Origin of the sequence: Microbacterium rhizophilum (assembly GCF_039605615.1) — a bacterium.
Lineage (GTDB): Bacteria > Actinomycetota > Actinomycetes > Actinomycetales > Microbacteriaceae > Microbacterium > Microbacterium rhizophilus.
In genome coordinates this window covers 196,134-221,340 of sequence record NZ_JBCNUN010000005.1, presented here as the reverse complement: position 1 = coordinate 221,340, position 25,207 = coordinate 196,134, and the positions used below count along the sequence as shown (strand labels likewise).

Sequence of the window (25,207 nt, the reverse complement as noted above, 5' to 3'; positions counted from 1 at the left end):
GTGTGAAGCTGGCTTACCAGTGGTACGCGTCGGGCACGGCGATCCGCGGGGCGACGGGGTCGTCGTACGCGATCCCGGCAACGTATGTGGGTAAGACGCTGACGGTGAAGGTGACCGGTGCGCTGGCGGGGTACACCACGGCGGCGAAGCTGTCGGCGGGCAAGAAGATCGCCGCGGGCACCCTCACGGGCGCCACCCCGACGATCGGCGGCACCGTGAAGGTCGGATCCAAGGTGACCGTCAAGCCGGGCACGTGGACCGCGGGCGCATCGCTGAAGTACCAGTGGTATGCGAACGGTGCGGCGATCTCGGGGGCGCGGTACTCGTTCCTGACGGTTCCGGCGTCGCTGTCGGGGAAGTACCTGACGGTGAAGGTCACCGGCTCCAAGACCGGCTACTCCACGCTGGTGAGGGGCTCCTCGTCGAAGAAGATCGCCGCCGGCACGCTGAGCGGCGCGGTGCCGACGATCGGCGGGACCGTGAAGGTCGGGTCGAAGGTGACGGCGAAGCCCGGCACCTGGACCGTGGGTGTCACCCGGTCGTACCAGTGGTACGCGAACGGGGCGGCGATCTCCGGCGCCCGGTCGGCGACCCTGACGATCCCGGCGTCCGTGGTCGGCAAGACGCTCACGGTCAAGGTCACCGGCAAGAAGACGGGTTACACGACTCTCGTGAAGGGCTCGACGGGCAAGAAGGTTGCAGCCGGCACCCTGTCGGGTGCGATCCCGGCGATCAGCGGGACCGTGAAGGTCGGGTCGAAGGTGACGGCGAAGCCCGGCACCTGGACCGCGGGTGTCACCCGGTCGTACCAGTGGTACGCGAACGGGGCGGCGATCTCCGGCGCCCGGTCGGCGACCCTGACGATCCCGAAGGCCATCGCGGGCAAGACGCTCACGGTCAAGGTCACCGGGAAGAAGGCCGGCTACACGACCCTCGTCCGCACGAGTGTGGGCAAGGTCGTGCCGCGTCCCGCTGCTTCGGCACCGGCTCCGGCTCCGGCCCCCGCGTGGGTTCCCTCGGGTGACCTCGACTGCGGCGACTTCTCGAACTGGTCGGAGGCGCAGAGCGCGCTCAAGCGCACGGTCGCGGCCGGACTCGGCGACTACTACCGCCTGGACGCGGACAGCGACGGGATCGCCTGCGAAACGCTGCGCTGACGCCGCGCACCAAGGCGGCTGCGGGTCATCGGCTCGTCGTACGATGAGCCGATGACCGCCGCCGATTCGACGACCTCGGACCCGTCCGCCGACGGGGGCTTCCTCACCGGCCCGGGGGAGCCCGCGGGCATGACGATGTTCGGGCCGGACTTCCCGTTCCCGTTCGACGACTGGATCTCGGCCTCCGCCGGGCTCGGGTCGTTGCCCGACGGGGCGCACGGCCGCGAGGTCGCGATCATCGGGGCGGGCCTGGCGGGCATGGTCGCGGCGTACGAGCTCATGAGCCTCGGCCTCAAGCCCGTGATCTACGAGCCCACGCGCATCGGCGGCCGCCTGCGCACGCACCGCTTCGAGGGCGGCGACGGCGCGGTCGCGGAGCTCGGCGGCATGCGCTTCCCGCGCTCGGGAGCCGCGTTCTTCCACTACGCCGACCGGCTGGGGCTGACTCATCGGCCCTTCCCGAACCCGCTCACGGAGGCGGCGGGCAGCACGGTGATCGACCTGTGGGGCGAGACGTTCTACGGCCGCACGCTCGACGACCTGCCGGAGTTCTTCCGCGAGGTCTCGGACGCATGGGACGCCGCGCTCGAGGAGATCGGATTCACGGCCCTGCAGGACGCGATCGCCGCGCGCGACCACGTCGAGCTCAAGCGCCTGTGGGATGAGCTCGTGCACGCCTGGGACGACCGCACGTTCTACGACTTCATCGCGAGCTCGCAGGCCTTCTCGAAGCTGTCCTTCCGGCACCGCGAGGCGTTCGGGCAGGTCGGGTTCGGCACGGGCGGCTGGGACTCGGACTTCCCGAACTCGATGCTCGAGATCCTGCGCGTCGCGGTGCTCGAGTGCGACACCGACCAGCGCCTGATCGAGGGCGGCGTCGAGCAGCTGCCGCGCGGGCTGTGGGATCTGCCCGTGCGCGAGGGCAGCCCGTGGCCCGCCGGCACGACGCTCGCGGCCCTGCACGGCGGCGCGACGCTGCCGGCGGCGTCCGCGATCTGCCGATCCGCGGACGGTGTGACCTTCGACATCCGGGACCGCTGGGGCACGACCCGCACGCACGACGCGGTCGTCGCGACGTGCCAGAGCTGGCTGCTGACGACCGAGATCGACTGCGATGAGAGCCTGTTCTCGCAGGACATGTGGATGGCCCTCGACCGCACGCGCTACATGCAGTCGACCAAGACGTTCGTGATGGTGGACGAGCCGTTCTGGAAGCGGATCGACCCCGCGACCGGGCGCGACACCATGAGCATGACGCTCACCGACCGCCTCACGCGCGGCACGTACCTGTTCGACAGCGGACCGGGGAAGCCGGCCGTGATCTGCCTGTCGTACTCGTGGATGTCCGACTCGCTGAAGATGCTCCCGCATTCGCTGGACCGCCGCGTCGACCTGGCGCTGAACGCGCTGGCGAAGATCTATCCCGATGTCGACATCCGTTCGCACATCGTGGGCGATCCGGTCACGGTGACGTGGGAGGACGATCCGTACTTCCTCGGTGCGTTCAAGGGCGCGCTGCCCGGTCACTACCGGTACAACCACCGGATGTACACGCACTTCATGCAGGATGACGCGCCGGATGCCGAGCGCGGCATCTTCATCGCGGGCGACGACGTGTCGTTCACGCCGGCGTGGGCCGAGGGCGCCGTGCAGACCGCGCTCAACGCGGTGTGGGGCGTGCTGCACCACTTCGGCGGCGCCACGCCTCCGGACAACCCCGGACCGGGCGACCGGTTCGCCGAACTCGCGCCTATCGCGCTGCCGGAGTAGGACCATGGCCCGCCCGCTGCGGATCGCCGCCTGGCAGTGCCCGTCGCTGCCGGGGGATGTGGGCGCGAACCTGGCGCGGCTCGCGGAGACCGCGGAGCGAGCGGCCGCGAGTGGGGCGGATGTCCTCGTCACGCCGGAGATGTACGTCACGGGCTACGACATCGGGATCGAGCGGACGCGCGAGCTCGCCGAGGCACCGGACGGGCCGATCTTCGAGGCGATCGCGGGCATCACGCGCCGCACCGGCGTCGCGATCGCGTACGGATATCCCGAGCGCCTCGACGATGGCGGGATCGCGAACGCGGCGCAGCTCGTGGACGACGGGCGAGCGATCGGCGCGCACCGCAAGGCGCACCTGTTCGGCGGGCTCGACGGCGAGCGGTTCACGCCCGCCGACGCGCGGCCCGCGGCATTCCACTTCCGGGGCCTCCGGGTCGGAATGCTGATCTGCTACGACGTGGAGTTCCCCGAGGCGGTGCGGGCGCTGGCCGCCGGGGGCGCCGAGGTCGTGCTCGCGCCGACCGCGAACATGGTGCCGTACGCGCTGGTCTCGACCGTGCTGGTGCGCGCCCGCGCCCTCGAGAACGGCGTGACCGTGGCGTACGCGAACTACTGCGGCACGGAGTCGATAGAAGGCGGGGGCGACCAGGTCTACGCGGGCCTCAGCACGGTGTGCGGGCCGGATGGCGCCGTGCTCGCGCTCGCCGCGGCCGACGGCGAGGAGCTGCTGATCGCGGACGCGGTGGGCGATCCGCTCCCGTACCTGCGCGACCGGCGGCCGGAGCTGTACTGAGGCGGCGTCTTACCGGAACGCCTCGAGCCCGGTGATGTGCCGGCCGAGCACGAGGGTGTGCACCTCGTCGGTGCCCTCGTACGTGCGCACCGACTCGAGGTTGTTCGCGTGACGCAGCGGCGAGTAGTCGGCCGAGACGCCGTTGCCGCCCAGGATCGTGCGCGCCTCCCGGGCGATCGCGATCGCGTCGCGCGTGTTGGCGAGCTTGCCGACCGAGATGTGGTGCGGCTGGATCCGGCCCTGCTCCTTGAGGCGCCCGAGGCGCAGGGCGACGAGCTGGCCCTGCGTGATCTTCACGGCCATGTCGGCGAGCTTGGCCTGCGTGAGCTGGAAGCCCGCGATCGGGCGGCCGAACTGGATCCGCTCCTGCGCGTAGGTCAGCGCCGTGAGGTAGCTGTCGCGCGCCGCGCCGAGCACGCCCCACGCGATGCCGTAGCGCGCCTCGTTCAGGCATGCGAACGGCGCCTTGAGGCCGCGCGCCTCGGGCAGCTGCGCGGACGCGGGAAGGCGCACGCGGTCGAGCGTGATGTCGCACTGGATCGACGCGCGCATCGACATCTTCGGCTCGATGGGCGTGGCGGTGAAGCCGGGGGTGTCGGTGGGGACGACGAAGCCGCGCACGCCCTCATCCGTCATCGCCCAGATCACGGCGATGCCGGCGATCGAGGCGAGGCCGATCCAGCGCTTGGCGCCGTCGATCACCCAGTCGTCGCCGTCGCGGTGCGCGAACGTCTTCATGCTGCCGGGGTCCGATCCGGCCGTCGGCTCGGTCAGGCCGAAGCAGCCGACCAGCTCGCCGCTCGCCATGCGCGGCAGGTACTCGTTCTTCTGCTCCTCGGAGCCGAACTTGTAGATCGCGGACATCGCGAGCGATCCCTGCACCGACACGAACGTGCGCAGGCCGGAGTCTCCGGCCTCGAGCTCGAGCGCCGCGAGCCCGTACTCCACGGCGCCGCGGCCGGGGCAGCCGTAGCCCTGGTAGATCATGCCGAGCACGCCCAGGCGGCCGAGCTCGGGGATGATCTCGGTCGGGAAGTGCGCCTTGTCGTACCACTGCGCGATGTTCGGGCGGATGTGCGCGTCGACGAACCCTCGCACGGCGTCGCGCGTGGCGAGCTCCTGTTCCGTGAGCAGGTCGTCGAGGTCGAGCAGGTCGGTGGGGCCGGTCATCCGATCACGATATCCCGACGGGGGCGCGGATCCGGGATCAGCCGTCGAGCCAGGATCGGATCGCGTCGCCCTGCTCGTCGAGCGCAGGCGCCGCGCGGCGGGGCGCGTCGAACGGCGGATCCCAGAGCACCGGATGGCGCACCTGCCGGCCGTGCGACGTGCCGTCCGCGGCGTGCACCTCGATCGTGGGCTCGAGGCCGACGCGCTCGGCGAAGTCCAGGCCGTCCGCGATGTCGCCCGCCTGGCCGGCGGGCACGCCCACCGCGGTGAGCCGCTCCTGCCACTCGGCCGCGGTCGCCGCGGCGAGGGCGGTCTCGAGCGCCTCGCGCAGCGCCGGGCGGTGCGCGACGCGATCCGCGTTCGTGCGGAAGCGGTCATCCTGCGCCAGCTGCGGGGTCCCGAGCGCTTCGGTCAGCTTGCGGAACTGTCCGTCGTTGCCGGCGGCGATCGCGAGCGGGCCGTCGGCGCACTGCAGCAGCTCGTACGGCGCGATCGACGGATGCACGTTGCCGAGGCGGGCGGGGGAGGCGCCCGCGCCGAGGTGAGCCGCGGCCTGGTTCGCGAGCGCGCCCTGCAGGCTGCTGAGCAGGGAGACCTCGATGCGGGATCCGGCGCCGGTCGCGGCGCGGCGGCGAAGGGCCGCGAGCACGCCGATCACGGCGTCCTTGCCCGTGAGCACATCGACGACCGCGACGCCGACCTTCATGGGGTCGCCGTCCGGGGCGCCCGTGATGTGCATGAGGCCGCCGACCGCCTGCACGACGAAGTCGTAGCCGGGCAGCTGCGCGCCGCCGGCCGAGCCGAAGCCCGTGATCGACACGTAGATCACGCCGGGGTTCTCGCGCGCGACGTCGTCGTAGCCGAGGCCGACGCGGTCGAGCGTGCCGGGCAGGAAGTTCTCGATCACGACGTCGGCACGCGTGCCCAGGCGCCTCGCCCGCTCGAGGTCGTCCGGGTCCTTCAGGTCGAGCGCGACCGACTCCTTGTTGCGGTTCACGCCCTCGAAGTAGGTCGCGGCATGCGGGCTCCAGGGTGGCCCCCACGCGCGGGTGTCGTCGCCCGCGCCGGGCCGCTCGACCTTCACGACGCGCGCGCCGAGGTCGGCGAGCGTCATGCTCGCGAGCGGGCCCGCGAGCACGCGCGAGAAGTCGGCGACCAGGATGCCGTCGAGCGGCGCTGTGCTATCAGGCGCGGCGGCGTCGGTCATCCGTTCCACTCCTCGGCGAGCAGGCCGTAGTTCATGCCGTCCATCCACACGCCCGAGCGGTGCAGGCCGGTCTTGCGGCTGTATTCCTCGCGGCGCATTCCGAGTCGTTCCATGAGGCGCCACGAGGGCTCGTTCGCCGCGAAGCAGCCCGCGTGCACGCGCAGCAGCCCGAGCTGCTCGAAGCACACGCCGATCGCGCCGCGCACCGCCTCGGTCGCGTAGCCGCGGCCGTGGAACGCGGGATCGAACGTCCAGCCGAGCTCCGCCTGCACGCCCTTGCCCTGCTCGGCGACCTCGGCCTGCGTCCAGCCGTCCTGGATCTTCAGCATGATGTCGCCGATCGGCTCGCCGTCGAGCTCCACGATCAGGAGGTCGTGCATCCGGTGCGGCTCGACGAAGTGCGCGCGGTAGGCCTCGTAGTCCTGCGGCGCGCGCGTGATCCATTCGCCGACCTCGGGCAGCTTCCGCCACCGCCACGTGGTCTCGGCATCGTCGGCCTGCGCGCGGCGGATCGAGAGGCGCTCCGTCAGCACGGGCCAGGTCGCGGCGTCGAGAGGGTCCATGCTTCGACCCTACGAGGCGGACGAGGCCGGATCGAAGAAGCGCAGTCCGTCGAAGCGGGCGAAGCCGCGATCGCGCGTGGCCAGCGTCGCACCGTTCGCGAGGCAGAGGGCTGCGATGTGCGCGTCGGGCACGAGGTTGCCGCGAATGCCGGAGTCTGCGCTCGCGAGCGTCTCGAGACGGTCCCACGTCTCGGCGCCCTGATGCAGCCACGTCGAGGTGGGCGCGTCGAGCAGCCAGCGGGCGTAGGCGAGGGCATCGGCAGTCGGTGCAGGGGCGGAGAAGATCCGAGCGTTCGTCACCACGCGGACGAAGCCGGAGAGGATCGTGTCCGCGACGCCTACTCGGTCTGAGCGGAGCGTGCTCCTGATCCACGAGTCGCATGCCGTGTGGTCAGGCGCGTCCTCCCGAAAGGCGTGAACCAGGATGTTCACGTCGGGAACGTACAGCGTCACGCGCGCTCATCCAGGACGTCCCACAACGCGTCCTTGTCGTCGATGTCGATCAGCGCGCCGGCGATGTTCGGCCTGAACGTCGGCGGCGGCGGGATCTCCGCGGGCACCGTGGTCCGAGCCAGTCGCTCACGCACGGCCTGCTCGAGGAAGCTCGTGAACGTGAGACCCTCCTGGGCGGCGCGCTCCTTCGCTGCCCGCGCCAGGGCGTCAGGGAAGTTCAGCGTCGTCCGCATGCAGATCAGCATACGCCTGGGTGCAGACGTCTGCTTGAGGAGGACTCAGTCGCTCTTCTCGCCGTCGGCTGATCTGGTACTCCGCGGCGATCATCTCGAGCAGTCCGCAACTCGTCGCTTGCTACGAGGAGCCGGGCCGCTGCCTGTCAGGCCGCGGTGCCTGCGCCTGAGTTCCTGCGGTGCGCCCGCGTGCGCCGGTCGACGGCCGGCGTCGGGAACATCTCGGAACTGACCCCTTCGAGGACGTCACCCGGTGCCGCGCGGAGCGCTTCGCAGATGCGGATGAGGTTGTGCAGGCTCGGCAGCTGTCGACCCGCTTCGTACGCCCGGATGTTCGACGAATCGATCGACGTCTCTGCAGCGAGTTCGTCGTGCGTCATCTCCAGGCCGTCACGGATCCGCCTGATGTGTCCGCCGATGTGGGCGGCAGCAGGAGAGGCGACGCGAGGCACCCGAAAAGCCTGATTGCACCCGGTCAGTAGCGCCAGGTTGCAAGAACCCGGGTACAAGTACCAAACTCACAAGGTGACCGATGCGAGCCTCCCCGAGCGACTGGTCAAGTCACGGCAGAGAGTCGCGGATCACGGTGAGGTCTTCACGCCGTCTTGGCTGGTCGACGACATGCTCAACCTGGTCAAGAACGAGACCGCGCGCATCGACTCGCGCTTCCTGGAACCTGCCTGCGGCTCTGGCAACTTCCTCGTCGCCGTGCTCGCCCGGAAGCTCGCCGCGGTGGAGGCTCGACACGGCCGGAGCGACTTCGAGAAGCGCCACTACGCGTTGTTCGCGCTGATGTGCGTGTACGGCATCGAGCTGCTGCCGGACAACGCCGCCGAGTGCCGCGCGAATCTGCGGGAAGTGTTCGAGGTGTACCTCGGCGCCGCCCCGGGCGACGAGTGGTCACGTTCTGCGGAAGCAGTGCTCGCGGCGAACATCGTCCAGGGCGATGCGCTCAAGATGACGGACTCCGCAGGAGAGCCGATCACCTTCCCCGAGTGGGGGTATGTCGGCAAGGGCCGATACCAGCGGCGCGATTTCCATTTCGAGAACCTCGCTCAGCGCTCGACGGCCACTGCCGGCCTGTTCTCGATGTTCGAAGAGCACGAGATTTTCACGCCGGTGCGGTCGTACCCGCCGCTGACCGTGAAGGACCTCGCGGCGTGAGCGCACCCGAGAAGGCGGAGCTCAAGCTCGCCTCGCACAACCCGGACGTGCTCACCTGCATTGCGAACCTCTCGAACGATGAGGTCTTCACCCCGCCGGAGTTCGCGAACAGGATGCTGGACACCCTTGAGGTGGCCTGGGCTGAGTCGAACGACGGCGCCTCGATCTGGGCCGACCCGACCGTGACCTTCCTCGACCCCTTCACGAAGTCGGGCGTCTTCCTCCGGGAGATCACGCGCCGCCTCACCGAGGGACTCGAGTCGCAGATTCTCGACCTCGCGGAGCGTGTCGACCACATCCTCACGAAGCAGATCTTCGGGATCGGCATCACGCAGCTCACGTCGCTGCTCGCCCGCCGTAGCCTCTACTGCTCGAAGTTCGCGAACGGCTCTCACTCCATTGCGAGCTCCTTCGAGCACCCCGACGGCAACATCTGGTTCGAGCGCACCCAGCACACCTGGGTGGGCGGCTCGAAGAAGCACGACCTGCTCGACGCCGAGGGCAACCCGACGATCGTGGGCCGTCGTTGCCGGTTCTGCGGCGCGAGCGAGGACGAATATCGCCGCGGCGACCAACTCGAGACGCACGCCTACGCGTTCATTCACACCGACGACATCAAGGCTCGCGTCGCCGAGCTGTTCGGAGCCGACATGCAGTTCGACGTCATCATCGGGAACCCGCCCTACCAGCTGAACGACGGCGGCGGCGAAGGGGCGAGCGCGAGCCCGCTCTACCACCGATTCGTCGAGCAGGCGAAAGAGCTGGGGCCGCGACAGCTGATGATGGTGGTGCCTGCTCGGTGGTACTCCGGCGGCAAGGGACTCGACGACTTCCGCGACTCGATGCTGAGCGACGGGCACCTCGCCGAGATCCATGACTACGCGGAGACAGAGTTGGTCTTCCCGGGGGTCAACATTCGCGGTGGGGTCTGCGTCTTCCGCTGGGCGGAGACCCATGTGGGGCCGACCCGTGTTGTGAACCATCGAAACAGCGGGGTGCCGGTCGTCGCGGTTCGTCCCGCGCTCGAACCCGGGCTCTCTACCTTCATTCGATTCAATGAGGCCATCTCGATCCTCGACAAGGTGCGAGCGCACGGCGAGGTGACGTTCAACAGCCGGGTTCAGTCGAGGAATCCGTATGGCATCCCCTCGAACTTCTCCCGGTTCTCCACTGTCCAGGATGAGGAGACTCCAATTCTCCTCTTCCGCAGCCGCCGGGGCTCTTCGGTCGACAAGGAGGTGTACGTCGCTCAGAGCGACGTGGCTTCCAACCTCGCCTTCAAGGACCGGATCAAGGTGCTCGTCTCGAAGGCGAGTCCCGGTGGCGATGAGTATCCGCACTCTGTCTTCAGCGCACCAATCGTCGCTCCACGTGGTTCAGTCTCCACGGAGACATACCTGATCGTCGACTTCGTCGATTCGATCGAGGAGGGGATGAATCTCGTCGCATACATGCGCACACGCTTCTTCCGATTCCTGGTCGCGCTCATCAAGACGACGCAGAACATCTCGAAGGGATCTTTCGCTTTCGTGCCCGTCCAGGATCTCTCCCACGCGTGGAGAGATGAGGAGCTTTACGCGAAGTACGCGATCACCGACGACGAGGTCGCCTTCATCGAGTCGATGATCCGCCCGATGGAGGCGGGTGGGGCGACCGATGCCTGAACCCACCGAGCTTTTCGCTCCGAAGCCGGAAGCCCGCCAGCGGATCTACGCATATGGGATCCACGACCCGCAGCACGAGGGACTGCTGAAGGTCGGGCAGACGAATCGGAACGTGAAGAAGCGCGTCGGCGAGCAGTTGAAGACGGCGGGCATTCACAACTACCAAATCGTGCTCGATGCCTCCGCCGAGCGCCCCGACGGGAGCATCTTCACCGACCACAGCGTTCGAGCCCGCCTCAAGGAGAAGGGCATCGACAACCCGTTCGGGGAGTGGATGCGCTGCGACCTCGACGAGGTGGAGACCGCCATCGCGGAGCTCCGCGCTGGGAAGTCCTACGAGGGCAGTCATCACCTCGACTTTCCGATGCGCGCCGAGCAGAAGGCGGCGGTCGACAAGGCCGAGACGTACATCCGGTCGGCGTGGGCGGAGGACGTCGTCCCCGAGTTCCTGTGGAACGCGAAGATGCGTTTCGGCAAGACCTTCACGGCGTACCAGCTCGCCAAGCGCCTCGAGGCGCAGCGCGTGCTCGTCATGACCTTCAAGCCCGCCGTCGAGGATGCCTGGGACGCCGACCTCAAGAACCACGTCGACTTCAACGGGTGGCAGTACTACTCGAAGAACACGGGCGGGAAGCCGGATGAAGCCGACCCCGATCGACCGCTCGTCTTCTTCGGCTCGTTCCAGGACCTCATGGGCAAGGACGCGGCCGGCAGCTTCAAGGCGAAGCACAAGTGGCTGTCGGACGTGACCTGGGATCTCGTCGTCTTCGACGAGTATCACTTCGGCGCCTGGCGCGACGCCGCTAAGGAGCTCTTCGAGGGTGAGGATGGCGAGGCCGCGGAGGTCAAGCAGGAGTTCAATCCCGCGCTCGAAACCTTCGCCGAGCAGCTCGAGGAACTCGAGAGCGACGAGGACGCCTTCATTCCCCTGAAGGTGAACGCCTACCTGTATCTGTCTGGCACCCCGTTCAAGGCGCTCGCCACCGGTCGGTTCATCGAGGAACAGATCTTCAACTGGACGTACACCGACGAGCAGCGGGCCAAGGCGGAGTTCACCCGGGATCGCCCGGGCGAGTGGAACCCGTACGGCTCCCTGCCGGAGATGCGCCTGCTCACCTACCAGATGCCCGACGAGCTGCTCGCGGTCGCATCCGGCGGCGAGCACGATGAGTTCGACCTCAACGCGTTCTTCGAGGCGAAGGGTGAGGACGCGGCCGCGGAGTTCGTCCACAAGAACGACGTGCAGAAGTGGCTCGACATCATCCGCGGCGCGCACTTCGCGACGCAGGTCGACGCACTGAAGACGGGCGAGAAGCCGCCGTTGCCGTACTCGGATGTGCGCCTGCTGCCGTACCTGCAGCACTCCATCTGGATGCTGCCCCGCAAGAACTCGTGCGCGGCCATGGCGAAGCTGATGGCTGAGCCTCAGAACGCGTTCTGGCACGACTACGCGGTCGTGAATGTGTCTGCGTCGACGGTCGGCACCGGGCTCGACGCTCTGCCGCCCGTCCGCAACGCCATCGGCAACGGCTACGACACCAAGACGATCACGCTCACCGTCGGCAAGCTCACGACCGGCGTCACGGTCAAGGAGTGGTCCTCGATCCTGATGCTGCGGAATCTGAAGGCGCCGGAGACGTACTTCCAGGCCGCTTTCCGCGTGCAGTCGCCGTGGTCGATCAAGAACCCGAACGGCGACGATCCGAACGAGGAGAGCGTCCTCAAGCCGGTCTGCTTCGTCTTCGACTTCGCGCCGACCCGCGCCCTGCGCCAGATCAGCGAATATGGCATCGGCCTGGCACCTGAGAAGAACAACCCCGAGGAGGCTGTGCGCGACCTCGTGCAGTTCCTGCCCGTCCTCGCGTATGACGGCGCGCATATGACGCAGGTCGACGCGGGAGGCATCCTCGACATCGCGATGGCGGGGACCTCCGCGACCCTGCTGGCGCGGAAGTGGGAGTCCGCGATCCTCGTCAACGTCGACAACGCGACGCTGAAGAAGATCATGGGCAGCCAGGCGGCGATGGACGCCGTGATGAACATCGAGGGCTTCCGAGCGCTCGGCACGAACGTCTTCGAAACGGTCGTCAACAAGTCGGAGCAGGTCAAGGAGACCAAGAAGCAGAAGCAGGGCGAGGACCTCACGCCCAGTGAGAAGAAGCAGCTCACGGACGAGGAGAAGGAGTACAAGAGCAAGCGCAAGCAGATCCAGGAGAAGCTGATCAAGTTCGCCACCCGGATCCCCGCCTTCATGTACCTCACCGACTACCGCGAGCACACGCTCAAGGACGTCATCACGAAGATCGAGCCCGACCTCTTCAAGGCGGTGACCGGTCTCGACGTCTCAGACTTCGAGATGCTCGTCTCGCTCGGGGTGTTCAACGCGGCGCACATGAACCAGGCGGTCTTCGCGTTCCGGCGCTACGAGGACGCTTCGCTGTCGTACACCGGCATCGACTCGCACGAGGGGCTGCGCCACGTCGGTCTCTACGACACCGTCGTCGCAGTAGAGGGAGAAGAAGCAGCGTGAAGGTGAAGCGCGAACTCGAGCAGCACATCGCGGTGTTCGGTGAGAGCGGCAGCGGGAAGACCGTGTTGCTGTCGTCGTTCTACGGGCCGACGCAGGAGAAGGGCTTCACGGCGCAGAACCTGTTCTCGGTCGTACCCGACAGTCAGGCGCAGGGGATCACGCTCTACAAGAACTACGTGGGGATGAGAGACTCCCGCGACCTTCCGGAGACGACGACCCTCAGGTCCACGGCATACGGATTCACGCTCAAGATGGGCGTTGCTGCAGGAACGTCGAATGCGGACACCATGAAGGTGGTCTGGCACGACTACCCGGGGGAGTGGTTCGGACAAGATCTCGCTGGGGAGTTGGCACAGCGTCGGGTCGACGCTTTCCGCGACCTCATGCGATCCGACGTCGCGTTGCTCCTCGTGGATGCGCAGCGGCTGATCGACAATGCGGGCCACGAGGAGGCGTACCTCAAGTCGCTGTTCTACAACTTCCGGGACGGCCTGGAGCGGTTGCGATCCGAGATCCTCACCGACGGGCGGCCGCTCGAGCGATTCCCGCGCATCTGGATGATCGCGTTGTCCAAGACCGACCTGCTGCCCGACATCGACGTGCGTGGGTTCCGCGATCTCGTGTTGGGGAAGGCCGGCTCGGATGTGCTCCAGCTTCGAGACGTCATCGCGTCCTACGTTCAGGCTCCCGACGCGCTGTCGGTCGGTGCCGACTTTCTGCTGCTCTCGTCCGCCCGGTTCACGCCTGAGAAGATCGACCTCGCCGACCGAGTTGGGCTCGATCTCATCCTGCCGATCGCTTCGGTGCTGCCGGTCGAGCGGCTTGCGAAGTGGGCGGGGGCGAAGCAACTGCCCGCCGCGCTGGCGAAGCAGCTCCTGCAGGGAGCCGGCGGTGTCGTGTCTGTCCTCGGCAACCTTCTCGGGTTGCTGGCGAAGGTGCCGAAGCTCAAGGTGCTCGGAGCAATCGTCGCGCTCATCCCTGCGGAGGCGATCGAGCAGTTCGCCGAGATGGGGACCGACAAGCTCGAGGAGATCGAGCGCGAGGCGAAGGCGAAGAAGGAATTCCTCGTGGCAGCGCTCGCCCGCTTCCGCCTTGAACTCGACGAGGGCGAAGCGAAGGACGTGCTGCTGCGGAGCCAGACGTGACCTACATCTGGGGCACGCGAGGGCGGGCGTGGGGGTTCACGTTCCTCACCACCGCCGGGCTGGAGGACCCGCTGCGTGACTACGAGATCGCAATGGCGCCGCTCGAGGGTGCGGCGAGCGGGTACGCGCGTGTCGGAGACGTCGTCGCGCTCAAGTTCCCCGATCCAGAAGGCCGGCATGACAGAGCGGGCCGCGCCGTCTCGCATAGCTTCGTGCTGTACGGCGCGCTCGCCGAGCGAGTCGGATCGCTGGAAGACGGGGTGCGTGAGGTCTGGCCCCTGGTGGCTGACGAGTATGCGCAGGTCTGGGACCTCCCGATGGCGCCGCTGGCGTCTGGTTGAGCACCGGGTGCGGCCTCTGACCAGCCCTCCCGGCGGACCCGCCGCCGGGAGCGAGCGCCGCTGGCGTCGCCACCCGCCGCTAGCGTGTGGAACATGTCCTCCTCACACGTGCGCGATGCGCTCCGCGAGTTCGCCGCCGAGCGCGACTGGGTGAAGTTCCACACGCCCGAGAACCTGGCGAAGAGCATCTCGATCGAGGCGGCCGAGCTGCTCGAGTGCTTCCAGTGGGGCGGGGACGCCGATCCGCAGCACGTGCAGGAGGAACTCGCCGACGTGCTGACCTACTGCCTGGCGCTCGCGAACCGGCTGGACCTGGATCCGGATCAGATCGTGCTCGACAAGCTCGAGAAGACGCGCGCGAAGTACCCCGTCGAGACGTCGCGGGGGAGGACGACGAAGTATGACCGACTTTGAGATCGAGCACCTCTCGTTCGGCCGCGAGACGGCGGCGGCGCTGAAGCAGATGTCGGCGGACGGTGACCGCCGCTTCTCCGACTGGCCCGTCGTGTACGTCATCAACAACGACACCCACGTGTACGTGGGGGAGACGACCAGCGCGGCCCGCCGCCTCGAGCAGCACTACGGGAACGCCGACAAGCGCCGGCTCCACGCCGTGCGCCTGGTGCTCGGCCGGAAGTTCAACAAGTCGGCCTGCCTCGACCTCGAGTCCCGCCTCATCGAGTGGTTCGGCGCCGACGCGAAGTACCAGGTCCTGAACAGCAACAAGGGCCAGGTCGACTGGGATTACTACGAGCGGGACGCGTATCGCGCGACGTTCGAGGAGATCTTCCAGAAGCTGCGCGATCAGAAGCTGTTCACGCGGTCGATCACCCAGATCCGCAACAGCGACATGTTCAAGCTGTCGCCGTTCAAGGCCCTGAACGACGGGCAGGCCGCGGCGATCGACTCGCTCCTCGACGAGCTGTTCGTCGATCTCGCGACCGGCACGCGCAGCACCTCGGTGGTGCAGGGCGACCCCGGCACGGGCAAGACCATCGTCGCGATCTACCTGCTCAAGCTGCTCGAGGACATCCGCACCCTGGATCCGGCTGAGCTGCACGACGCGGACGAGCGCTTCTCCGAGCGGTACGTCGCCGACAAGCGCGCCCTGCTCGAAGGGAAGCGGATCGGCCTCGTGATCCCGCAGCAGTCGCTGCGGGAGTCCGTCAAGCGGGTCTTCCGGCGCACGCCCGGGCTCAGGAAGGTGCCCGTGCTGACGCCGTTCCAGGTCGGGGAGAGCGACGCGCCGTTCGACCTCCTGATCGTCGACGAGGCCCACCGGCTCACCCAGCGCGCCAACCTCGGGCCGCTCAACAAGAAGCGCCAGCTGATCACCGAGAAGCTCTACGGCACGGATGATCCGACGAAGACGCAGCTCGACTGGATCCGGGATCGCAGCGCGCATCAGATCTTCCTGATCGACAGCGAGCAGAGCGTGCGCACCGCCGACCTGCCGCAGGATACGCAGGCGGCCCTGGTCGCCGAGGCGAAGACTGCGAACCGCTGGCATCGGCTGTGGTCGCAGATGCGCGTCGCGGGCGGCGACGACTACATCGCGTTCGTCCGCGCGCTGCTGAGCGACGACCTCCCCGCACCCGCGTCGTTCGAGCACTACGACCTGCGGATGTTCGACGACCTCGGAGAGCTGCGCGACGCGATCCGCGCCCGCGACGACGAGCACGGGCTGTCTCGTCTCGTCGCCGGTTACGCGTGGAAGTGGCGCACGAAGAAGGACAGGAGCGCGTACGACATCGAGCTCGACGGGGTCTCGATGCGCTGGAACCAGACGGACAAGGACTGGATCAACTCGCCCGGATCCGTCGATGAGGTCGGCAGCATCCACACGGTGCAGGGCTACGACCTCAACTACGCGGGTGTGATCATCGGACCGGATCTGCGCTGGGACGCGGAGCGCGGACGGCTCGCGTTCGATCGCGCGAGCTACTTCGACAAGACCGCGGCGCAGGACAACGGCGCGCTCGGCATCCGATACACCGACGAGGATCTGCTCGCGCTCGTGCGCAACGTCTACCGCGTGCTCATGACCCGCGGCATGCGCGGGACGTACGTGTACGTGTGCGACCGCGCCCTGCGGGAGCGGATGCGGGGCGTGCTCGGCGGGAACGGCTGAGGCTCGCCGAGGGTCAGAAGTAGTCGCGCACGTGGATGTCGCGGCCGCGCCAGAGCGCGTCCCAGGCGGCGTCATGGGTGGTCGGGCCGGTGAGGTGGCCGGCACGGCGCAGCGCCGTGGTCGAAACGGAGCCGGCGTAGGACACCGCGAGCCCGGCCGAGGTGAAGACGAGCCGGTCCGGGTTCTCGCCGCGGTCGGATCCGATCGTCGGGCTGCCGTCTCCCGTGGTCTCGAGAGACCACGAACCCTCGATGTCCGGTGTCGTCGGGTCGACGACCGCGAAGGGGACGCACGCCTGGATCGGTGGCAGGATCGCTCGGCCGAGCGCCGCCTCGACGTCCAGGATCCGCAGCATGTACGGCTCATCCCGGACGATCGTCGCCGCGTGATCCGGCAGCACAAGGCGAATCGGATCGGCCCCCGACCACCCGGCGGTGGTCGGCACGTCGGCGGACCCGACGACAGGATCGAATGACGCGATCACCCGCCACAGCGCTCTCGCAGCATCCGGCGTCTCGGCGACGAGATCGTCGACCTCCAACGTGCCGGTCCGGTCGTAGCCGGTTCCGCGCGTCCAGCTGACGAAGCCGACGATCCGTTCCCCGTCGACGGCGACGCTGATCCCGGTATACGTCGACTCGGAGCCGAACATCTCGTCGGCCTCCATGGCGAACGGCACGTCCTCGCGGGTGAGCGGGCCGTTATGACCGCTCGCCCACGAGCGGTACACGGACTGGATGCCGGCGAGATCCTCCGCCGTCGCCCGTCTGGCACGCGTGCCTCCCGACGGCGGGCGCACCTTGGCGAGCGCGGGCATCGGGACACGCAACACCTGATACGCGCCCACGATCTCGTAGCCGACACCGCGATAGACGCCGGCCTGCGTCGGATACAGCGTCGAGATCGCCTCGCCCCGCTGCCGAGCGTCGGCGAGGACAGCCGCGAACATCGGCCGGAGGATGCCGGTTCCGCGTCGCTCCGCGGCGACTGTCACCCCGGCGATGCCGGCCGTGCGCACGCGCGCCCCGTGAAACCACGACGTGAAGGACCGGACGGAGAGCACCCCGGCGATGTCGTCGCCGTCCTTGACGATCCAGGGTCGGACGTTCTCCGGCGGCCAGCTGCCCGGGGTCGGAACCGGAGGTGGCGTCGAAGGAACACCGAACGCTTCGGCGCCGAGCCGCCGTGCGGCGATGGCGTCTTCGAACGTGGTGGGACGGACGTCGAGTGGCACCGGCTCAGGCTAGTGGTCGACGTGGGTGGGCAACACGCGCCATCGGCTCAGAACGGCGGTGGATCCGCGTCGGCGGCGGCGACAGCCATGAACCGCACCGCGGGCGGCGGGTCCTCGTGGAGGACCTCGCCGGTGGGGGTGATCCACTCGTAGACCCCGCCGCCGAGGTTGCGGGCGCGCCAGTCGGAGTGATGCTTGACCACGTGGTGGGCGCGGCACAGCGCGCCGAGGTTGTCGACGTCGGTCGCGCCGCCGTGGGCGTACGGGACGGTGTGGTCGATGTCGCAGCGGCGCGCCTTGCGGCGGCAGCCGGGGAAGCGGCAGATCTCGTCCCGCGCGACGAGGAGGCGGCGCTGCTCGGCGGACGGCACGTAGGAGTCGACCGCAGTCGGGACACCCGTCTTCGGGTCGAGGAAGAGCCGAGCCCAGGTGTGGGTCTTGCCGGCCAGGCGGCGCGCGGTGCCCGGCGCGATCGTGCCGACGCCCGCCATGTGGGCGGGGCGGTCGTCGGCGCCGGCGATCACCTCGGCCGGGACGGTGACATGCACCACCGCCCGGATGCCCTCCAGGCCCTTCCCGTGCGCGGTCGGCGTGGCGGTGAGGAGCAGGTCGGTGGCGACATCGGCCTGGATCTGCGCCAGCGTGCGCGGGTCCCCGTCCTCCCCAGCGGCCGCGGCCTTCACGGCGCGGGCGGTCTCCATGGTGCGGTCGTCGATGCCGGCGGCGAGGGCCGCGTCGACGCGCAGGATGATGTCGGCCATGCCGTCCTCGACATTGCCGACCCAGAGGCCGCGGCGATCGTTCGCCTCCTGATGGCGCTCTGCGATCGAGCGCGGCTCGAGGCGCTCGCCCAGGGCCTGGCAGATCGCCCGCAGCTTCGCCGGCGTGGTGTCGGCGAACTGCAGTGCGATGCCCTCGTACCGGGCACGCGTCTCGGGATCTTCCAGCCGCGCACCCTCGTCGCAGATCACGCTCGCGTGCGCGGCGGAGATCTCTGCCTGCGCCAGCGCCGTGAACGTCGCAGGGAAGCGCTGGATCATCAGGGCGGCGTCGTCCATCCGGTTGCGCACGGTGGAGTCGGACACGCGCTCGACCGCGGCGAGGTCGGCGGCCATCGCCCGCAGCGGCACCTGGTACTTCGATGGCGCGCCAGGGAGCGACTTCAGCACCTCGTAGGCGATCTGCTGCGCCTGCGCATGCAGGGTCGCCTCGATCGCGGCGACGCCGGCCTTCATCTTCGCGAGGCTCGCGAACGCATCCTTGATGCCACGCACCTGCTCGCGCTGAGAGTCGGAGAGTTCCCAGCGGCCCTCGAACGGGGTGCCTGTCATGCTCATACTATAGAACAAACCTTCGAATAACGGAAGAGGCCGAATGGATGTCTTCGCGATTCGCATGAATCGGAGCGCCCATAGGCTGGCCGCATGGGCACCATGATCAACGTCGCCGGACTCGACGTCTACCGCGCCGATCCAGCCGGCACGCCGCGCGGAGCCGTCATCGTCATCGAGGAGATCTGGGGCCTCGTCGACCACATCAAGGACGTCGCGGACCGCTGGGCGGGCGAGGGCTACCTCGCGGTGGCGCCCGACATCCTGACCCGGGTGGGCATCACGCCCGAGGTGGGCGAGGAGCTCTCGCAGGCGCTGCGGCATCCGGACGAGGCCGTGCGCACGGCCATGCAGCCGCGGCTGCGCGATCTGCTGGCGCCCACGCGCTCGCCGGAGTACGGCGCGTGGGCGACCGAGCGTCTCGTCGCGCTCGTCGACGCGCTGGCCCCCGAGGTCGACGGAAAGGTCGCCGTCACGGGCTTCTGCTTCGGCGGTGCGTACAGCTTCGCGCTCGCCGCCGCCGACCCGCGGATCAGGGCGGCCGTGCCGTTCTACGGCACCGCGCCGGATCCGGATCGGATCGTCCGGATCGCGTGCCCGGTGCTCGCGCTGTACGGCCAGGACGATCCGCGGCTGGTCGACGCGCTTCCCGAGGTCCGCGAGGCGATGGACGCCGCCGGCATCGACTTCACCGCCGTTGTCTACGAGGGCGCGGGCCACGCGTTCTTCAACGACACCAACGCCACGGCGTATCGCGCCGAGATCGCGGCGGATGCCTGGGGGAGAGCGACCGCGTTCGTCGCCGAGCACCTGGCGTGAGTCGACCCCGGTCGCTTCGCTCGCTCGGCAACCGGGGCCGAGCGGCACCCGAGACGCCGCGGCCTAGACTGGCGGGGTGATCGATCCCGTGCTCCTCCGCGACAACCCCGACCTCGTGATCCGCTCGCAGGTGGCGCGCGGGCACTCGCCCGAGACGGTCAGCGCCGCGGTCGAGGCCGAGAAGACGCGCCGCGGCGCGATCGCGGCCTTCGAGGAGCTGCGCGCCGAGCAGAACGCCTTCGGGAAGACGGTCGCCTCGGCAGCGAAGGACGACAAGCCCGCGCTCGTCGCACAGGCGAAGGACCTCGCGAACAGCGTCAAGGCGGCCCAGCAGGCCGTGACCGCCGCCGAGGAGAGCTTCACGGCGGCGATGTCGAGGATCGAGAACGTCGTGCTCGACGGCGTTCCCGAGGGTGGCGAGGACGACTTCGTCGTGCTGCGCGAGGTCGGCGACCGCCCCGCGTTCGACTTCGAACCGCTGGATCATCTCGCCTTGGGCGAGAAGCTCGACGCGATCGACATGGAGCGCGGCGCGAAGGTGTCGGGCGCCCGGTTCTACTTCCTCAAGGGCGTCGGCGCGCGACTCGAGATCGCGCTCATGAACTACGCCCTGAACAAGGCGCTCGAGAACGGCTTCACGCCGATGATCACGCCCACCCTGGTGCGCCCCGACATCATGGCGGGTACCGGCTTCCTCGGAGCGCACTCGGACGAGATCTACCGCCTCGAGGCCGACGATCTCTACCTCGTGGGCACGAGCGAGGTCGCGCTCGCCGGGTACCACAAGGACGAGATCGTCGACCTGCAGAACGGCCCGCTGCGCTACGCCGGATGGTCCACGTGCTACCGCCGCGAGGCCGGGTCGTACGGCAAGGACACCCGCGGCATCATCCGCGTGCACCAGTTCAACAAGCTCGAGATGTTCGTCTACGCCAGGCCCGAGGAGGCCGAGGCCGAGCACGCCCGCCTGCTCGCGCTCGAGGAGGAGATGCTGCAGTCGCTCGGCCTCGCCTACCGCGTGATCGACGTCGCGGCCGGCGACCTCGGTTCCAGCGCCGCACGCAAGTACGACACCGAGGCTTGGGTCCCCACGCAGGGTGCCTACCGCGAGCTCACCTCCACCTCGAACTGCACGACGTACCAGGCGCGTCGTCTCGACATCCGGCACCGTCCCGACGGCGCAAAGACCCAGCACGTCGCCACGCTGAACGGCACGCTCGCCACCACGCGCTGGATCGTCGCGATCCTCGAGACGCACCAGCGCCCCGATGGCTCGGTGGTGGTGCCCGAGGTGCTGCGCCCGTACCTCGGCGGGCTCGAGGTGCTGGAGCCCGTGCGGTGACCGCCGCGGGCCGCAAGCTCATCGCGCTCGACCTCGACGGCACCGTGGTGCTCGAGGACGAGACGTTCAGCCCGGGCGTCGAGGATGCCGTCCGCCGCACGGTCGAGGCCGGCCACATCGTGACCATCGCGACCGGACGCAGCTGGGAGGCGACCTCGCACATCCTGCACGGCCTGTCGATCCTGCCCGAGTACGTCGTGTGCTCGAACGGGGCGGCGATCCTGTCGCGGGACGCGACGCAGGAGACCGGCTACGCGCGACACACGACCGAGACGTTCGACCCGACCGAGGTGCTCACGCTGCTGCACGAGCACCTGCCCGACGCGAACTACCTCGTCGAGCTGGCCGACGGCACGCGCCTCTACACGCACTTCGTCGACGACTGGGGTCTGCAGCGTGAGACCGCCCGCCGGGTGGAGTTCGAGGAGATGAAGGGTCAGCAGGTCGCGCGCGTCGTCGTCGTCTCGCCCGAGCACAACGGCGAGGGCTACGAGGGCGTCGACTTCATCGACCTCGTCGAGCAGATCGGCCTGCACCACGTCTCCTACGCCGTGGGCTGGAGCGCGTGGCTCGACATCGCGCCGAAGGGCGTCGACAAGTCCACCGCGCTCGAGCAGGTGCGGCAGTGGCAGGAGATCGCCCCCGCCGACGTCGTCGTGATCGGCGACGGGCGCAACGACATCGGCATGTTCCGCTGGGCGAAGCAGCACGGCGGCCGCGCGTTCGTGATGGCCGACTCGCCCGAGGAGGTCGTCGCGGAGTCGACGGATGCCACGGGCGCGGTCGCGGACGGCGGCGTCGCGCAGGCGCTCGACCAGCTGCTCGGGGCCTGACCCGCGACTGCGCGATCTGCGCGACGCAGACCCGCCGCGGCAGGCGCCGGATGTCACATCGCCCAGCCCGCGCCGGATCCATTGACGCAGGTGCGCGCCGATCCGGATACTGCTGACATCCCTTCTGCGCGATCCGCGACGGGATCGGTCCTGCCCGACGACTCAGGCGCGGGGCGCGACACACGAACGGCGACGGCACCCACCCGCGGCGGCGCCGTCTGAGGAGGCATTCGATGCAGACCATGACCATCTCCCCGGCCGCCGACGCGCTCGACATCGGCGACGAGACGCTCGCGGGACACGAGCGGGTGCTCTTCTGCCGCGACGACGAGTCGGGACTGCGGGCGATCATCGCGATCCACGACACGACGCTCGGCCCCGGGCTCGGCGGCACGCGGTTCAAGGCGTACCCGTCCGACCAGGATGCCCTTCACGACGTGCTGCGCCTGTCGCGCGGGATGACGTCGAAGAACGCCGCGGCCGGCCTGCCGTTCGGCGGCGCGAAGGCCGTGATCATCGGCGACCCGCGCACCGCAAAGACACCCGAGCTCCTGCGCGCCTACGGCCGCTTCGTGGACTCGCTCGAGGGCCGATACGTCACCGCCGCCGACCTCGGCACGAACTCCGACGACCTCGACGTGATCGGCGAGGTCACGACCCACGTCACCGGCCGCACGGCCGCGGCGGGCGGCTCGGGCGACAGCGGCCCGGCCACCGCGCTCGGCGTGTTCTCCGCCATGCGCGCCGGGGCGGAGCGGCAGTGGGACGAGGGACTCAAGGGACGCGTGGTCGGCGTCGAGGGCGCGGGCAAGGTCGGCGGCGTGCTCACCCGCCTGCTGCTCGACGCGGGGGCGACGGTCGTCGTCGCGGATCCGGATCCCGCCGCGCGCGAGCGCGTGAGCGCCGCGACGGGCGGCGCGGTCCAGCTCGCGGAGACGCTCACGGGGCCGGAGCTCGACGTCTACGCGCCGTGCGCGCTGGGCGCCACCGTCACGGTCGAGCGCGCCCGATCCTTCGGTGCACGGCTCGTGTGCGGGGCCGCGAACAACCAGCTCCCCACGCCCCACGAGGACGCCGCCCTGCATGCGGCGGGCATCCTCTGGGTGCCGGACTACGTCGCGAACGCGGGCGGCGTCATCCACCTCGCCGGCGCCGAGCGTCTCAGGCGCTCGCCCGAGGAGGTCACCGCGGACGTGCGCCGCATCGGCGACACCGCGCGGGAGATCCTGACCCGCTCGGCCGAGTCGGGCATCCCGACGGGCGCCGCCGCGGACGAGGTCGTCGCCGCGCGCCTGGCGGCCGCCCGGGCCTGACGCTCCGCGCGGCGCCTTCAGCGCGCGGCGAGCTCCTGCACGCGGGTGCGGAAGCGGCCCAGGCGCTCGTGATCGACGTCGACGCCGAACCCGGGGCCGGTCGGGACGTCCACGACGCCGTCGTGCATCCGGATCGGCTCGGTCGTGATGTCCTCGGCGTAGAAGCGGTCGGAGCCGGAGATGTCGCCCGGCAGCGTGAACCCGGGGAGGGCCGCCAGCGCCGCGTTGGCGGCCCGGCCGATCCCCGTCTCGAGCATGCCACCGCACCACACCGCGATCCCGAGAGCGCGCGAGACGTCGTGCACGCGGCGCGCCTCGAGGTACCCGCCCACGCGGCCGGGCTTGATGTTGATCACGGCGGCCGCGCCCAGCGCGATCGCATCGGCCGCGGACTCGGCCGAGACGATGGACTCGTCCAGGCACACGGGCGTGCGCATGAGCGTGGCGAGCTCGGCGTGCTGGCGCATGTCGGCCTCACCGAGCGGCTGCTCGATCAGCAGCAGGCCGTAGTCGTCCAGCCGGCGCAGGTGCGACGAATCGGCGAGCGAGTACGCGGCGTTCGCGTCCACCTGGAACGGCAGGTCGTCACCGAACGCGCGGCGCACGGCCGCGACGTGCGGCAGATCCGATCCGGGCTGGATCTTCAGCTTGATCCGCGCGTAGCCCTGCTCGAGGTAGCCGCCGATCACGCGCACGGTGTCGTCGACGGACGGCTGGATGCCGACCGAGACGCCCGATGGCACGGTGGTCGCGACCGCGCCCAGGTACGACGCGAACGAGCGGCCGTCGGCCCGCAGCTGCGCGTCGAGCACGGCCATCTCGAGCGCGGACTTGGCCATGCTGTGGCCGATGATCCGGCGCAGCAGATGCCCGACGGTCTCGGCGGTGACGTCCTCCGCGGCGAACAGGATCGGCGCCAGCCAGCGCTCGATCACGAGCGCTGAGCCCGCGAGGTGCTCCGACGAGTAGACTGGATCGTCGAGCGCGACGTTCTCGCCCCATCCGGTCACGAGCTCGCCGGAGGCGGTCTCGAGACGGGCCTCGATGAGGAACGTGCGCTTGACCGTCTGCGTGCCGAACGACGTCGTGAACGGAGCCACGAGCGGCATCTCGATGTGGTGCAGGCGCAGCTGGCGGAGCTTCATGGGGTTCCCTCCGGGCGGCGCCGGCGCAGCACGTACTGCCCGGCGTCGGTGAAGTCGTCGACGGCCCAGCCGCCGCTCATCAGGTCGCTCAGCGCGGCGCGGGTCTGGCCGCGCCAGGCGTGGGCGCGATCCGGGTCCGTCCGGCGCGTCGCCTCGATGTCGGAAGGCAGGCAGACGAGCGCCGTGTCCGCGCGGGCGGGCGGCGGTGCGTAGACCGTGGGAGCGCCGCCGTCGTCGGAGACGGCGGCGTGCCCGTCGACGGTCACCCCGGTCCCGGCGGGCGGCGTGGCGCGGAGATCCCACGCGACGAGCGCCCGGTCCGACTCCTCGCCCGCGTTGATCGCGTCGCGCAGCTCGCCGTACAGCGCGGGCAGGTACGCCACGGGGCGGGCGCCCAGGACGCGGATGTTGAAGTGCGCGTTGCGCCGGATCAGCGGATCGAACGTCCACGTCATCCGCTCGATCCCGCGATCCAGGCACCACGCGCGCTGCGCGAGCTTGATCGCCCGTCCCGCGCCGCGGCCCGCCGCCTCGGGCAGCAGGCCCACGATGTGCGAGTGGAAGGGATGTCCCGGCGGGCCGCAGAAGCCCAGGGCGCCGCCGATAGGCTCGTCGCCGCGGAACGCGAGCGCGACGTGGTTCCCCGCGCCGGCGAGCGCGACGAGCAGCGGCGGGTCGAGCAGCTCGGTGCCGGCACGCCCCCAGACGCGACCGAGCACCTCGGCGAGGCGCCGGCAGTCGGCGGCGTCGTGCACCTCGTCGAGCCGGATGCCCGCGCGCTCGAGCGCCCGCTCGGCGAGGGCGCGCGCGTCTGCGACCGGATCCATGCCCACAGCATCCCAGCATCCGGTCGCGCTCAGGCGATCCGC

Annotated in this window: 23 protein-coding genes and 1 pseudogene; 14 read left to right on the top strand and 10 right to left on the bottom strand. The window is 69.5% G+C overall.

Annotated features, from left to right (window positions below):
* The 3 genes and pseudogenes from AAD528_RS10975 to AAD528_RS10965 form a co-directional block, all read left to right on the top strand.
* Positions 1–1,157, top strand: a pseudogene (locus AAD528_RS10975) (hypothetical protein); the annotation flags it as partial.
* Positions 1,158–1,208: 51 nt separating this feature from the next.
* Positions 1,209–2,927, top strand: a complete 1,719-nt coding sequence (locus tag AAD528_RS10970) for a flavin monoamine oxidase family protein (RefSeq protein ID WP_345752112.1) — start codon at positions 1,209–1,211, stop codon at positions 2,925–2,927.
* A gap of 4 nt (positions 2,928–2,931) precedes the next feature.
* Positions 2,932–3,720, top strand: a complete 789-nt coding sequence (locus AAD528_RS10965) for a carbon-nitrogen hydrolase family protein (protein WP_345752111.1) — start codon at positions 2,932–2,934, stop codon at positions 3,718–3,720.
* A gap of 9 nt (positions 3,721–3,729) precedes the next feature.
* On the opposite strand, the gene AAD528_RS10960 is transcribed toward AAD528_RS10965, so the two are convergent.
* From AAD528_RS10960 to AAD528_RS10935, 6 genes are all read right to left on the bottom strand, one after another.
* Positions 3,730–4,890 carry an acyl-CoA dehydrogenase family protein gene (locus tag AAD528_RS10960; RefSeq protein ID WP_345752110.1) on the bottom strand — a complete coding sequence of 387 codons (1,161 nt, stop codon included), beginning with the start codon at positions 4,888–4,890 and terminating at the stop codon, positions 3,730–3,732.
* Positions 4,891–4,927: 37 nt separating this feature from the next.
* The gene (locus AAD528_RS10955; RefSeq protein WP_345752109.1) at positions 4,928–6,097 is read right to left on the bottom strand and encodes a CaiB/BaiF CoA transferase family protein; all 1,170 of its coding nucleotides are present in this window, start codon (positions 6,095–6,097) and stop codon (positions 4,928–4,930) included.
* Positions 6,094–6,660: a GNAT family N-acetyltransferase gene (locus AAD528_RS10950; RefSeq protein WP_345752108.1), complete on the bottom strand. Its 567-nt coding sequence runs from the start codon at positions 6,658–6,660 to the stop codon at positions 6,094–6,096. The genes AAD528_RS10955 and AAD528_RS10950 overlap by 4 nt, the downstream gene beginning before the upstream one ends.
* A 9-nt stretch (positions 6,661–6,669) precedes the next feature.
* Positions 6,670–7,092: a TA system VapC family ribonuclease toxin gene (locus AAD528_RS10945; protein WP_345752119.1), complete on the bottom strand. Its 423-nt coding sequence runs from the start codon at positions 7,090–7,092 to the stop codon at positions 6,670–6,672.
* Positions 7,093–7,109: 17 nt separating this feature from the next.
* A complete protein-coding gene (locus AAD528_RS10940) occupies positions 7,110–7,346 on the bottom strand; it encodes a CopG family transcriptional regulator (RefSeq protein ID WP_345752107.1) in 237 nt (78 codons plus the stop codon).
* 146 nt (positions 7,347–7,492) lie between these two features.
* Positions 7,493–7,798 (bottom strand): helix-turn-helix domain-containing protein, encoded by a 306-nt coding sequence (locus AAD528_RS10935; protein WP_345752106.1) that lies wholly within the window; start codon positions 7,796–7,798, stop codon positions 7,493–7,495.
* Positions 7,799–7,871: 73 nt separating this feature from the next.
* Between AAD528_RS10935 and AAD528_RS10930 the strand changes: the two genes are divergently transcribed.
* From AAD528_RS10930 to AAD528_RS10900, 7 genes are all read left to right on the top strand, one after another.
* Positions 7,872–8,510, top strand: a complete 639-nt coding sequence (locus AAD528_RS10930; protein ID WP_345752105.1) for an N-6 DNA methylase — start codon at positions 7,872–7,874, stop codon at positions 8,508–8,510.
* Positions 8,507–10,174 carry an Eco57I restriction-modification methylase domain-containing protein gene (locus tag AAD528_RS10925; RefSeq protein WP_345752104.1) on the top strand — a complete coding sequence of 556 codons (1,668 nt, stop codon included), beginning with the start codon at positions 8,507–8,509 and terminating at the stop codon, positions 10,172–10,174. The genes AAD528_RS10930 and AAD528_RS10925 overlap by 4 nt, the downstream gene beginning before the upstream one ends.
* Complete coding sequence (locus AAD528_RS10920) at positions 10,167–12,704, top strand: GIY-YIG nuclease family protein (protein ID WP_345752103.1); 2,538 nt, start codon at positions 10,167–10,169, stop codon at positions 12,702–12,704. Before AAD528_RS10925 ends, AAD528_RS10920 begins: the two co-directional genes overlap by 8 nt.
* The gene (locus AAD528_RS10915; protein ID WP_345752102.1) at positions 12,701–13,849 is read left to right on the top strand and encodes a TRAFAC clade GTPase domain-containing protein; all 1,149 of its coding nucleotides are present in this window, start codon (positions 12,701–12,703) and stop codon (positions 13,847–13,849) included. Before AAD528_RS10920 ends, AAD528_RS10915 begins: the two co-directional genes overlap by 4 nt.
* The gene (locus AAD528_RS10910) at positions 13,846–14,190 is read left to right on the top strand and encodes a hypothetical protein (RefSeq protein ID WP_345752101.1); all 345 of its coding nucleotides are present in this window, start codon (positions 13,846–13,848) and stop codon (positions 14,188–14,190) included. Before AAD528_RS10915 ends, AAD528_RS10910 begins: the two co-directional genes overlap by 4 nt.
* A gap of 93 nt (positions 14,191–14,283) precedes the next feature.
* Complete coding sequence (locus AAD528_RS10905; RefSeq protein WP_345752100.1) at positions 14,284–14,604, top strand: nucleotide pyrophosphohydrolase; 321 nt, start codon at positions 14,284–14,286, stop codon at positions 14,602–14,604.
* On the top strand, positions 14,591–16,321 hold the full coding sequence (locus tag AAD528_RS10900) for a DNA/RNA helicase domain-containing protein (protein ID WP_345752099.1): 1,731 nt from the start codon (positions 14,591–14,593) through the stop codon (positions 16,319–16,321). The genes AAD528_RS10905 and AAD528_RS10900 overlap by 14 nt, the downstream gene beginning before the upstream one ends.
* A 13-nt stretch (positions 16,322–16,334) precedes the next feature.
* Here AAD528_RS10900 and AAD528_RS10895 read toward each other — a convergent pair whose 3' ends face one another.
* Both AAD528_RS10895 and AAD528_RS10890 read right to left on the bottom strand, forming a co-directional pair.
* Entirely contained in the window at positions 16,335–17,555 is a 1,221-nt protein-coding gene (locus tag AAD528_RS10895) for a GNAT family N-acetyltransferase (protein WP_345752098.1), read from the bottom strand.
* 47 nt (positions 17,556–17,602) lie between these two features.
* Positions 17,603–18,886: an HNH endonuclease signature motif containing protein gene (locus AAD528_RS10890; protein WP_345752097.1), complete on the bottom strand. Its 1,284-nt coding sequence runs from the start codon at positions 18,884–18,886 to the stop codon at positions 17,603–17,605.
* A gap of 93 nt (positions 18,887–18,979) precedes the next feature.
* On the opposite strand from AAD528_RS10890, the gene AAD528_RS10885 reads away from it, so the two are divergent.
* From AAD528_RS10885 to AAD528_RS10870, 4 genes are all read left to right on the top strand, one after another.
* On the top strand, positions 18,980–19,705 hold the full coding sequence (locus AAD528_RS10885) for a dienelactone hydrolase family protein (RefSeq protein ID WP_345752096.1): 726 nt from the start codon (positions 18,980–18,982) through the stop codon (positions 19,703–19,705).
* Between the two features lie 76 nt (positions 19,706–19,781).
* Positions 19,782–21,047 carry a serine--tRNA ligase gene (gene serS, locus AAD528_RS10880; protein ID WP_345752095.1) on the top strand — a complete coding sequence of 422 codons (1,266 nt, stop codon included), beginning with the start codon at positions 19,782–19,784 and terminating at the stop codon, positions 21,045–21,047.
* Positions 21,044–21,880 (top strand): HAD family hydrolase, encoded by an 837-nt coding sequence (locus tag AAD528_RS10875; protein WP_345752094.1) that lies wholly within the window; start codon positions 21,044–21,046, stop codon positions 21,878–21,880. The genes serS and AAD528_RS10875 overlap by 4 nt, the downstream gene beginning before the upstream one ends.
* A gap of 233 nt (positions 21,881–22,113) precedes the next feature.
* The gene (locus AAD528_RS10870) at positions 22,114–23,193 is read left to right on the top strand and encodes a Glu/Leu/Phe/Val dehydrogenase dimerization domain-containing protein (RefSeq protein WP_345752093.1); all 1,080 of its coding nucleotides are present in this window, start codon (positions 22,114–22,116) and stop codon (positions 23,191–23,193) included.
* Between the two features lie 17 nt (positions 23,194–23,210).
* Here the strand turns inward: AAD528_RS10870 and menC are convergent, their stop codons facing one another.
* Both menC and AAD528_RS10860 read right to left on the bottom strand, forming a co-directional pair.
* Positions 23,211–24,338: an o-succinylbenzoate synthase gene (gene menC / locus AAD528_RS10865; RefSeq protein WP_345752092.1), complete on the bottom strand. Its 1,128-nt coding sequence runs from the start codon at positions 24,336–24,338 to the stop codon at positions 23,211–23,213.
* Positions 24,335–25,165 (bottom strand): hypothetical protein, encoded by an 831-nt coding sequence (locus AAD528_RS10860; RefSeq protein WP_345752091.1) that lies wholly within the window; start codon positions 25,163–25,165, stop codon positions 24,335–24,337. Before AAD528_RS10860 ends, menC begins: the two co-directional genes overlap by 4 nt.
* Positions 25,166–25,207: the final 42 nt, after the last annotated feature.